At 57.3% G+C, this 11,398-nt stretch carries 9 protein-coding genes and 1 tRNA gene; 6 read left to right on the top strand and 4 right to left on the bottom strand.

Features of this window, described 5'->3' with window-relative positions:
• Positions 1-61 precede the first annotated feature (61 nt).
• Positions 62-604, bottom strand: coding sequence for a universal stress protein (locus KCQ76_RS09845; RefSeq protein ID WP_373369127.1), 543 nt, complete (start codon positions 602-604; stop codon positions 62-64).
• A gap of 179 nt (positions 605-783) precedes the next feature.
• Between KCQ76_RS09845 and KCQ76_RS09840 the strand changes: the two genes are divergently transcribed.
• The 4 genes from KCQ76_RS09840 (at position 784) to KCQ76_RS09825 (ending at position 6,088) form a co-directional block, all read left to right on the top strand.
• Positions 784-2,412 carry a VanW family protein gene (locus KCQ76_RS09840; protein ID WP_082089860.1) on the top strand — a complete coding sequence of 543 codons (1,629 nt, stop codon included), beginning with the start codon at positions 784-786 and terminating at the stop codon, positions 2,410-2,412.
• Between the two features lie 10 nt (positions 2,413-2,422).
• On the top strand, positions 2,423-3,316 hold the full coding sequence (locus KCQ76_RS09835) for a PrsW family intramembrane metalloprotease (RefSeq protein WP_197416793.1): 894 nt from the start codon (positions 2,423-2,425) through the stop codon (positions 3,314-3,316).
• Positions 3,313-4,563: a phosphatase PAP2 family protein gene (locus KCQ76_RS09830; protein WP_146003216.1), complete on the top strand. Its 1,251-nt coding sequence runs from the start codon at positions 3,313-3,315 to the stop codon at positions 4,561-4,563. The genes KCQ76_RS09835 and KCQ76_RS09830 overlap by 4 nt, the downstream gene beginning before the upstream one ends.
• 97 nt (positions 4,564-4,660) lie before the next feature.
• Positions 4,661-6,088: an MFS transporter gene (locus KCQ76_RS09825; RefSeq protein ID WP_046201954.1), complete on the top strand. Its 1,428-nt coding sequence runs from the start codon at positions 4,661-4,663 to the stop codon at positions 6,086-6,088.
• Between the two features lie 66 nt (positions 6,089-6,154).
• Here KCQ76_RS09825 and KCQ76_RS09820 read toward each other — a convergent pair.
• Positions 6,155-6,228, bottom strand: a tRNA-Gly gene (locus KCQ76_RS09820).
• A 197-nt stretch (positions 6,229-6,425) separates the two neighbouring features.
• Here KCQ76_RS09820 and dcd point away from each other — a divergent pair.
• Together dcd and KCQ76_RS09810 are read left to right on the top strand one after the other, a co-directional pair.
• The gene (gene dcd, locus KCQ76_RS09815) at positions 6,426-6,989 is read left to right on the top strand and encodes a dCTP deaminase (RefSeq protein ID WP_046202128.1); all 564 of its coding nucleotides are present in this window, start codon (positions 6,426-6,428) and stop codon (positions 6,987-6,989) included.
• A gap of 70 nt (positions 6,990-7,059) precedes the next feature.
• Positions 7,060-8,436, top strand: a complete 1,377-nt coding sequence (locus tag KCQ76_RS09810; protein WP_046202129.1) for a UDP-glucose dehydrogenase family protein — start codon at positions 7,060-7,062, stop codon at positions 8,434-8,436.
• A 78-nt stretch (positions 8,437-8,514) separates the two neighbouring features.
• On the opposite strand, the gene KCQ76_RS09805 is transcribed toward KCQ76_RS09810, so the two are convergent.
• Entirely contained in the window at positions 8,515-9,945 is a 1,431-nt protein-coding gene (locus tag KCQ76_RS09805) for a YibE/F family protein (protein WP_046201955.1), read from the bottom strand.
• Positions 9,946-10,139: 194 nt separating this feature from the next.
• Entirely contained in the window at positions 10,140-11,348 is a 1,209-nt protein-coding gene (locus KCQ76_RS09800; protein ID WP_046202130.1) for a pyridoxal phosphate-dependent aminotransferase, read from the bottom strand.
• Positions 11,349-11,398 lie beyond the last annotated feature (50 nt).

The raw sequence follows: 11,398 nt of genomic DNA, 5'->3' as shown, positions 1-11,398 counted from the left end.
GTAGGCACCAGGCGGGCGTTGGTGGATATCAGGGTGCCCCGCGATGTGCCCTGGATCGCGACTACTTGCTGTCGGGAAGCGGAGGAACGATAAGCACCGGCTTGCCGGAGTGGCGCAACACGTTATCCGACACGCTGGCCTGGAAGAGCGACTTGAACCCGGTGAGGCCACGTGTACCGGACACGATGACGTCGGCGTGAAGCTCTTCGGCGGCATCGACGATAGCGCTCCAGATGGTGGTGGCGGACTCCACCAAGAACGGTTCTGCCTCAAAGCCGTTCTCGCGGGCGATCTGTACCCCTTCTTTGCACGTCTGGAGGGCTTCAGCGTGTGCGGGGTCGCCGTCCTCGGGGTTGTCGGCAGGCTGGTAAATGGCGCCAGCCATGGAGGCTCCGACGCCACGGTTAGCTTGGTGCTGCAGCGGCTCCCATGCCGTCAAAATGTACGCGCGCGGGGTGCTGAGGAAGCGGCCCGCATATTCCAGTGCCCGCTTCGCTTCGACGGAGCCGTCGTAGGCGATGAGCATGGTGTCTTTGTGGCCTCCATTGTTGGCGTCGGGGGCGTGATTCGTCGGTTCTGTGTGAGCTGAAGTGGTGTCAGACATTGGAAATCCTCTCGGTCGATACGATCCCAGTGTAGGTCTCTTAGTTTAGGTACGGGGTTAGTGCATATAAGCTAATCGCTGTGTCTAGTAGTAAACACGCGCGTACGTCCGCTGGCCCCGGACGAAAACATCACCGTGCTGCCTGGTGGTCACTAGGTTTTCTGCTTTTCCTGTTGCTGATGGCGGGAATTGCATATGCCACTGATTTAGTGATGAGCCAGGGGCAGGTTCCCCGTGGCGTCAAGGTTGGTGGCGTCAGCATTGGTGGAATGAGTAAAACAAGTGCGGATACTATGCTCCGCAATGAACTAGGAGATAAGGTTCGCGAGCCTGTCTCTATCAATGCTGGCGATATGACTTCGTCACTTGATCCGACGATGTCCGGTTTACGGGTGGACTGGGATCAGACGATCGAGAACGCCGGCCATCAACCGAAGAATCCGTGGACCCGCATTGAGGCATTCTGGAAAACCCGCGAAGTCGGCATTGTTAACGATGTTGATGAGGGTTCCTTAGACAATGCGCTCCAGCGTGTTGATAAAGAACTCACCCGCGAGCCTGTCAATGCCGAGCTGTCTATTGGTTCCGACGGTAAAGCCGATGTTAAGGACCCAGTCACTGGCCAAAGGATTAACCATGATGAGCTGGCCGAGAATGTGTCTAAACATTGGTTGAACACCACCCGCGTTGTGGAGATTCCGGCTGAAGAAGTTGAGCCTGAGATCGGTGAGAAAGCGGTTAAGCAGGCAGAGCGGGATGTCCTCAATAAAGTTGTCTCTGGCCCGTTAATTTTTAAGGGCTGCGATGATGTGAGCGGAATTATTGCTCCAGAAGATATGGGGCAAATCGTTACCTTCCGGGCCGATGGTGACCATTTCACAGCCGACTACGACGACAGTGCCGCGAAGTCGATTCTTTCCTCGCAATTAAGCTCCACCGAGCGAACAAAGAAGGATGCAGATGTCCTTATTGGCGACGACGGTTCGGTCACGGTCACATCGCCTAGCCAAGATGGTGTGAGCATTAACTGGTCAAAAACCCTCGATGATTTGCAAGGGAAATTGACGAATACCACTGTCCGTGATTATGACGTCGCCTACACGGATGATAAAGCGACGTTTACAACGGAGATCGCGGAAAAGGCCGACTTTCGTGAGACGATGGGGGAATTCACGACGGGGGGATATGCGGCGGATTCCGGGGTCAACATTCGCCGCGTGGCGGAAATGGTGAATGGCGCCATCGTTTCTCCAGGTCAAACTTTTAGCCTGAATGGATTCACGGGCCCTCGTGGGGAAGCGCAGGGATTCGTGAAAGCCGGCATCATTAAAAACGGCCATTCGGATGAAGGCGTTGGCGGGGGAATCAGCCAGTTTGCTACGACGCTCTATAACGCCACCTATTTCGCGGGAATGACCGATGTGGCACATACGCCTCATAGTTATTACATTTCTCGATACCCTGCGGGCCGGGAAGCCACCGTGTACGAAGGCTCCATTGATTTAAAATTTAAAAATCCTTTTGATACGCCGGTCATGATTAAAGCATTCACCGGTGATGATGATATTACTGTGCAGATTAAGGGCATTCCACAGGTGAAAGTGGATTCTATTCAGGGGGAGAAAACAAACTTCACAAGCCCATCCTCACAGCAATTGTCAGGTCCTGATTGTCATCCCTCATCGGGGTCCCAAGGATTCACCGTGACGGATACGCGCGTTGTGACGTCATTATCCACCGGGCAGGAAATTTCCCGTGATACAACGACAACCAAATATGATCCGTCGCCAAAAATAACCTGTTCTTAGAGAGGTACTCGTGAGCTTTCCTTCGCCCCGTGATTTGTCGTCACAGGGACCGGCATTCCCCGATCCATATTCGGGAGGCCCATACTCGGACGCTGTAGGTAGCCCCTCGGTTTCGTCGCGCCGTCGAGGAGTTGGGTGGGGGCTGGTGACCCTCGTCGTCGGCGTTATCGCCTATTCCGTCGTGATGCGCGTCATGGTTCGGACGGATAACCTCAATCTTTTTCCGACGCTGCTCCTCATCGGCGCAGTTACGGTTCCGCTTGCTGTGCTTTTTGTTGCCTACGCTGCCGACCAGCGCGTTCACGGCCACGAGGGGCTGGTTGCGCTCACCGCTGTTTTTGGCGGAATCGTCGGGACAACCACTGCAGGTTCGTTAGAGTTCGACGTCTTACACCGCATGCCTTGGTTAGGCATGTTGGCTGTGGCCGTCATCGAGGAAACGGCCAAGCTCATTGTCCCCGGAGTGATTTACCTGTGGGGTCGGCGTCGGACTGCGGGAATGGGTGTTGTGCTGGGCGTCGCCTCCGGTGCCGGGTTCGCCGTGCTGGAAACGATGGGGTACGGCCTTAATGCGCTTATTGCTACGCACGGGAATGTGGACGCCGTGAGTGCGACCCTCTTGCTGCGTGGGCTCTTGTCCCCGGCGGGCCACGTGGCGTGGACAGGGTTCACAGTGTGGGCGTTGTGGCGGTGCGCTGATACGCCTGCACCGAGCAATGGCCGACGGGTGTTTGTCTGGGCCTGGGTAACCGCGGTCATGCTGCACGCTGTGTGGGACGGAACATCCTTGTGGATCCTGCACATCGGCGTCGTATTCATCAGCGTGCTCGGATTACTATCTCTGATCGTGTGGTCGCGGTCGACCTCTCGTCGCAAATCGACGTCTTCGTGGGAGGTTGCGTGACAGCGACTGACATCTATCCGGATCACAAAAATGATCAGAGTCTCAAGGATCGAGCTAGTCGAGATCGATCGGTGAAGGAACGGTGGACTAAGCATTGTCGCCGTCGGTTCGCTAACAGAGGTACGTATCGCTATCGGCTTCCGGGGCTACGATCTCTTTCGCAGGATCAATTAGTCACGACGCGTCGTGTGGGAATGGCCTTATGGGTAGTGGCGGTCTGTGCGATCGGCGTACTCGCCGGCTGGTCGGAAGTGGGATCGCTGCTGGTTCCACTGCTTTTTGTCAGTTTCGCAATTTATTCGTTAGGGCACAGCCGCCTGGCCTACATTCTGGTGGACTGGGGCCTGTTCATTCTCTTTCTGCTCGCATATCGGGGAATCAAAACCGTCGTCGGTTGGATGGGGATTCCGGTCCAATGGCACTTGGCTCCCGATGTTGATCGCTGGCTTTTCGGCGGAACACTGCCGAATGTGTGGCTTCAAGAACATTGGCGCTACGCGGATGCACCCTGGTGGGAATTCATTCTCATGGCTGTGTATTCCTCATATTTCTTCATGCCCTACACGGTGGCGTTTATTGAATGGTTACGGTCACGCGCGGAATTTCGTCGATACATTGTTGGTTTGCTCGCCGTTTCATTTATTGGTTTGGGAATTTATGTTTTTGTTCCCGCGGCTCCTCCGTGGGCGGCAGCGCGGTGCACACCTGCCGACGTAGCCGACCAGCCTTCTCATACGCCGTGTATGTTCTCCGCTGAACATGCTGGTGAGGGTTCTATCTTGGGCCCGGTGAACAATAAGAATGACTCGCCCGAACCCTGGGTTGAACGCCTCACTGCCCATGCGTGGAGCCAGATTGCCCCCTTTGGTCTGGCTGATGGCGTCAAAGATTTTCAGGACGGTGCCCGCCGTGAGGAACGCACTGATGGTCCGACCTTAGGTCCTGTGGAGCCTGTCCCCGTGGGCGAAGGCCCGCTCGCTAAAGCACAAGCGTCGTCGAATTTGGTCTCGGCGATTCCGTCCTTGCATGCCGGAATAACGATGTATTTCGCTACTTTTCTGTTCAGCCGTCGTCGGTGGAAATGGGGAAGTATTGCGTTGATTTACGCGCTAACAATGGGATTTGCGTTGGTTTTCTTCGCTGAGCACTACGTTTTCGACATTATTCTTGGATGGACGTTGGCTGCCGCGGTGCCGCTTGTTCAGACGTGGTGGATGTCCCGTCGTCGTAAATCGATTAATAAATAATAAGTAATAGATAAGCTGAACACTTTCGGGTGGGTTCTCTTTTCAATTGGCGTGATGGGCGCTATTGTCCTGCGTAAAGCTCTCACGGAAGATAGACATGCGCGCATCACAGACCGTCCATTCCCAGCTCCCTACGCGTTCTGACCGGCTCGATTCATTGCCTTTCGGTCGCGAACATCGCAAACTTCTCGTTGGTTCAGGTGTCGGGTGGGCTCTGGACGCCATGGACGTCGGTTTGATCAGCTATGTGATGGCCGCGTTGGTGGCAGAGTGGTCCCTGTCGAACACGCAAGCCTCCTGGTTGGGATCCATTGGTTTCGTGGGCATGATGATTGGCGCCTCCGTCGGCGGTTTGCTCGCTGACAAGTGGGGGCGCCGCAATGTTTTCGCCCTCACCCTGCTGACTTACGGCATCGCGACGGGTGCCGCGGCGTTTTCCGTCGGCTTAGTCATGCTGCTGATCCTGCGCTTCATCGTCGGCGTGGGCCTTGGTGCGGAATTACCGGTCGCGTCGACGCTGGTCTCTGAGTTTGCCCCGCGGAAGAACCGCGGGCGCATCGTTGTGGCGTTGGAATCGTTCTGGGCGGTCGGCTGGATCATGTCCGCGCTGCTCGGTTACTTCCTGGTGCCGAAGGAATGGGGCGGCTGGCCCGGCTGGCGGTGGGCACTGCTGGTGGGAATCGTCCCCGCCGTCTACGCCCTAGTTGTTCGTCACGGACTACCCGAGTCTGTGCGCTTCTTGGAGAGCCGGGGTCGCCTTGCGGAGGCCGAGCGCAGCGTTCGCCTCTTCGAGAAAGGATCGTCACGTGATTCGACGGTTCCTTTCGATGAAGCAGTGGCGTTGACGCCGACGTCCGTCGCCAAGGGAGATACCACTAAGGGCACGGTGGACGGGGTCACCGTGGAGAAGAACCGCCTAGGTGAGAAAGCTGGTGGAGACTCCTCGATATTCAGTGCCCACATGCGAGGCCGCACGACTGCCCTGTGGGTAGTGTGGTTCTTCGTCAACCTGGCCTATTACGGAGCGTTTACGTGGATGCCGACCTTGTTGTATCTGCAGGGACACTCGCTGGTGAAGTCCTTCGAGTTCACGTTGATGATGACCCTGGCACAGCTGCCGGGTTACGCAGCAGCGGCATGGTTGATTGAAAAATGGGGCCGACGCCTGACGCTGTCGGTGTTCTTGTGTGGTTCTGCGGTGTCGGCGATTCTGTTTGGCCTGCAGTCCGGGGCGACGGGAATCATCATCACAGGCCTGTTGCTGAGCTTCTTTAACTTGGGCGCGTGGGGTGCCTTGTACGCGATCGGCCCGGAGATCTACCCGACGGCGATGCGGGGGACCGGAACTGGCGCGGCTGCAGCCGTCGGTCGAGTGGCAGGTGTGGTGGCGCCCTTGATCGTTCCGATCTTTTTGGAGTGGGGGTCAACACCATTGGTCTTCACCATATTTGGCGCGTCATTCTTTATCGCGGTTGCTGGTGCTGTGGCTCTACCCGAGCGACACAACATGGACATGGTGGAGTAACTGGATCTGAAGGAATAAAAACAACAAGCCCTTGGCCACAACCGTGTGACCAGGGGCTTGTTTATGTGGAGCCGATGACGGGAATCGAACCCGCGCCGCTTGCTTGGGAAGCAAGAGTTCTACCATTGAACTACATCGGCATGAAGAACTGCTATGAAAAATTCGTGATACGCATGACCCAAACGTGATCAGCGAACACTGCAACGCATGTTCCCCCTTTACCGTAGCATTGCCACTTTTGAGCCAACAAAACTCCCGGTCAACGTGCTGGTGGTAGTGGAGCGGATAGAGCCATATGCTTGTGGGGTTCCGGCAGGCCGGGGGTAAACTATGGCCTGTGATTCTCTCCGACCGTGACATTCGTTCTGCAATCGATTCTGGACACCTAGGTATTTCTCCCTTCGATCCGACGATGGTCCAACCGAGCAGTATTGATGTTCGCCTGGACCGCTACTTTCGCGTCTTCAATAATGCGCGCTATACGCATATCGATCCCAAAGAAGAGCAGGAAGATCTCACGTCGTTAGTGGAGGTGAAGGAGGGCGACGCGTTCATCCTCCACCCCGGGGAGTTTGTGTTGGGGTCAACATTGGAAGAGTTCACCCTGCCAGCGGATTTGGCTGGTCGCCTCGAGGGGAAGTCGTCCTTGGGCCGGTTGGGGCTATTGACGCACTCCACGGCAGGGTTTATCGATCCTGGGTTTAACGGCTACATCACGTTCGAGTTATCGAATGCTTCTAATTTGCCGATCGCTCTGTATCCCGAGATGAAAGTAGGCCAGCTGGCGTTGTTCATGATGTCCAGCCCTGCGGAAACACCGTATGGGTCGGGGTCATTGGGCTCGAAGTATCAGGGTCAACGCGGGCCGACGGCGTCGAGAGCATACATGAACTTCCGCTGATCGCCCGCATTCTCGCAGTGAGCCATGGCCGAACATGCTTCAGCGGTGTCTTCCGCGTAAATTCATGGGCATGCGGATGTCTGTGATTGGAACGGGATACCTGGGGTCAACGCATGCGGCGTGCATGGCGGAATTAGGGCATGAGGTCATCGGGGTGGACGTTGATCCGCATAAAATCGAGCTCCTTTCGCGCGGAGAGACGCCGTTTTTTGAGCCTGGCTTAGACGGTCTTATTCGGAAGCATATTTCCTCGGGGCGGCTCCATTTCACGACGTCATACCAGGAAGCGGCGGATTTTGCGCATGTCCATTTTTTAGGTGTCGGCACTCCGCAACAGAAGAATTCGTATGCAGCTGATATGACTTTTGTTCGCTCTGCTGTCACGAATTTGGTGCCGTTATTGCGGGGGCGGCACATTATTTTTGGGAAATCGACGGTTCCTGTGGGGACCGCGCGTGCGCTTCAGGAGTTGACTGATCGACTGGTTGCTTCGCAGGCTGCGGATAGTGCCTCTGCTGCCGCGGATAGTTCCACCACTTCTGCTGAGGAGACGTCGGTGGATATTGCGTGGAATCCGGAGTTCCTTCGCGAAGGCCACGCTGTGCAGGACACGATTCATCCGGATCGCATTGTCCTTGGTGTGCAGAATTCGCCTTCCGAGGTAGAAGACGTCGCCAGGAAGATTTATACCCAACCCCTGGCAGAGGGAACCCCGTTGCTGGTCACTGATTTTGCGACGTCTGAGCTGGTGAAAGTCTCGGCGAATGCGTTTCTGGCGACAAAAATTAGCTTCATTAACGCGGTGTCCGAGGTGTGCGAGGCGTCGGGGGCGGATATCACAGTGCTTGCCGACGCGATCGGCGCGGATGAGCGTATCGGGAGGAAGTTCCTCAACGCCGGGCTCGGGTTCGGGGGTGGTTGCCTGCCGAAGGACATCCGGGCGTTTATGGCCCGCGCCGGCGAATTGGGCGCTGACCAGGCGTTGACCTTCCTGCGTGAGGTGGACGCGATCAATCTTCGGCGTCGGGAAAAACTGGTCAGCATGGTGAAGGATGCGTGCGGCGGCTCCTTGCACGACGCGCGCGTGACTGTGCTGGGCGCGGCGTTCAAGCCGGAGTCGGACGACGTGCGCGATTCGCCGGCGTTGGCAGTTGCGGGGGCGTTGAGTCTTGCGGGTGCACAGGTCAGCGTGTACGACCCTCAGGCGATGACGAATGCGTCGAAGGTTTTCCCGACGCTCATGTATGCGGACACAGTGTGGGATGCGCTGCACAATGCCGACGTGGTAGTCGTGGCGACGGAGTGGAGGGAGTTCAAGCAGCTGGACCCGTCGGAGGCGAGGACGTGTGTCGCGTCGCCAATTATTATCGACGGGCGGAACTGCCTGGATGTTTACGCGTGGATGCGCGCGGGGTGGTCTGTGCGGGCGTTGGGGCGCAGTTTGTAGCGCCGGGCGCGGGGGATTACCGCACACCGTTAGGTGACGCGCTTAGCCAGGCGATGCGCCACCGAGTCGCTGCAAACCCTAGTGATGGTGTACATGAACGTGGCCGTGTCCACCTGCGTTGCTGGCGTCGGGATCAGGTTTGACGGTGACCGCGGCGATAATCGTCGTAATCGGAACAGCGAGCGCAAGGGCAATAGCACCGACGGCCGACCTGACGATTTCAGTGGCGATGAGGTCCGAGGTCAACACCTGCCCCAGCGGCCTTTCCGAGGCGGTGATCAGCAATAACATCGGAAGTGCTGCGCCCGCGTAGCTGAGGATCAGCGTGTACAACATGGACGCGATGTGGTCTCGCCCCACTTGCATGCCGCCCGCGAAGAGCCGCCACGGTGATGCCTTGCGGTCGATGATAGCCAGCTCGTTGACGGTGGATGCCTGCGCCACGGTAGCGTCGTTGAGCGCACCGATCGCGCCAACGATGAATCCCGCCAGCATCAACCCGTGGACGGTGACGTCGGGAAGATAAAGCTGAACCAGGAGGTTGTCCTCCTCACCGAGTCCGCGGAGTCGGGTTCCGTCGATACCCCAACCAGCCATGATTGCGGCGAGCCCCAGCGCGATGATTGTTCCGGCGAGCGCAGAACTGGATTTCCAACTGATTCCGTGGACGAGGTAAATCACGACGAACATGATGAGGGCGCATGATGTGACGGCAAGCAGGAGTGGATCGCCGCCGCGGAGGAGGGCGGGGAGCATGAATGCGCCGATGATCGCCATCGTGATGACGAGGCCGACGAGTGAGCGCGCGCCTCGCCATGATCCGATCGCTACCATGGCGATAGCTGTGATGATGAGCCACGCGATGATGGGTACTTTGCGTTGGTAATCGTTGAACGCGTAGCCCATGCTGCCGTCGTCGGTGGCGTGGCGGGTCATTCGGATCTTGTCGCCCTCGCGGAGGTCGGGGTCGCCCGGTTTGTGGGACGTCTCAATGAGCGTGCGTTTCCCCTTGTCAGGGCCGCTCGTGATGTCGACAATCGCGCGAGTGCAGGTGCCCGTGGATGTGGTGGGCTCGCGTGGTGTGTCGTCGAATGTCCGGCCGACGCTGGGGGATCCGCATGCTGCCTCAGTTGTGACGGCGATGGTTCCGTCGGCGATGTTTTGGGGGAGGGACGACGTTTCTTGGAAGGACTTATCGACGCGGGCCGGGGTGTTTGATGGCCACAGGGCGACGGCGGAGATGGCGCTGAGGATGAAGCCGATGAGTAGAAATCCGGCGAGGATTCGTTGGCCTAGTGTCCAGTCTTTGATGTGCGGGCGGAAGCGTTTGCTGGTTTTGCTGGCCTTGGGTTGTGGGGGTACTGGCTGTGGCTTAGTTTCGCGACGCGCGTTGTTGAGTCGTGACCTGCGGGTTTCCGTCGGAATGGGGGCCTGTTGGGGCGACGAGTCGGCCGTGTCGGTGCCACGCGGCTGGTAGGGTTCGTCGCCGGACGCTGAGTGTTTACCCACAAGGACTCCTCATAGTGGACGGATCTGTCGGTAAAAACGCAGCTCAGGTCGCAGATGCGCAGGCCAGGTAAAAGGGAGCGTAGGCCGGACAAATCTGAGCGACGACGCCTAACCGATAGTATGTTCCAGTAACAGTAACGTGTTTTCAGAATAGCGTGCGTAGGTAGGTCGTAGTCGATGGGTGTCCGCGGACTTTACTGGTGGTAGCTGGACAGGAAATTTCCGAGACGCTCGATGGCATCGGCCAAATCTCGGGCCCAGGGAAGAGTAACGACGCGGAAGTGGTCAGGCTCAGGCCAGTTGAATCCGGTGCCTTGGACAAGATGAATCTTTTCTGCGCGTAACAGATCAAACATGAATTGCTCGTCATCATGAATGTCGTAAACATTCCGATCCAATTTGGGGAAGGCATACAAAGCACCCATCGGTTTAACAACCGAAACGCCCGGGATCTCATTGAGCCTTTCGTACGCCACATTTCGTTGCTCTAGCAGGCGGCCGCCGGGGAGTGTGAGGTCGTAGATGGATTGTTTTCCGCCAAGCGCCACCTGGATTGCGTGCTGAGCAGGCACGTTGGGGCACAAGCGCGTTGATGCGAGCAAGTCCAGCCCCTCGATGAACCCCTTAGCGTGCTCCTTGGGGCCAGTGAGGACCATCCAGCCCGACCGGTATCCAGCCACACGATATGCCTTGGACAATCCGTTGAATGTGATGCACAACAGATCGGGAGCTAGGGAAGCGATGCTGATGTGTTCGGCATCGTCGTAAAGAATCCGGTCATAGATTTCATCGGCAAGAATGAGGAGTGAATTCTCGCGGGCAATATCGACAATTTTCTGCAGCGTTTCCCGGCTATAGACAGCCCCAGTGGGGTTATTCGGGTTAATAACGACGATTGCCTTAGTTTTCGGAGTGACCTTAGCTTTGATGTCCTCGATGTCGGGATTCCAATTATCGTCCTCGCGGCAGAAATAATGCACGGGCTTACCGCCGGCTAGTGAAGTTGCCGCCGTCCAGAGGGGATAATCGGGGGCAGGAATGAGCACTTCATCACCATCGTCGAGGAGGGCCTGAGTAGTCATGGTGATGAGCTCGGAAACCCCATTACCCAGGTAAATATCGTCGATATCGGCGCTGGGGAATCCGGGAACTAATTCGTATCGCGTGGCAATGGCACGGCGCGCCGGGATGATGCCTTTCGCGGTGCTATACCCCTGGGCTGTGGGCAGGGCCGCGATCATGTCGCGCATGATGACATCGGGCGCTTCGAAGCCGAAGACTGCCGGGTTACCTGTGTTGAGCTGCAGAATTCTGTGACCATCGGCGATCATGCGTTCTGCTTCGGCATTGACCGGCCCGCGGATTTCGTAGAGGACGTTGCGCAGTTTGCTGGACTGATCCAGGTGCTTGAGCCTCGGGCGCCCAGTGACCTGGGGCGGGGTCGTGCTGCTGG

It is taken from the genome of Corynebacterium parakroppenstedtii (genome assembly GCF_019754935.1).
Classification (GTDB): domain Bacteria; phylum Actinomycetota; class Actinomycetes; order Mycobacteriales; family Mycobacteriaceae; genus Corynebacterium; species Corynebacterium parakroppenstedtii.
The sequence above is the reverse complement of the archived record's forward strand: the minus strand, read 5'-3'. Positions and strand labels throughout refer to the sequence as shown.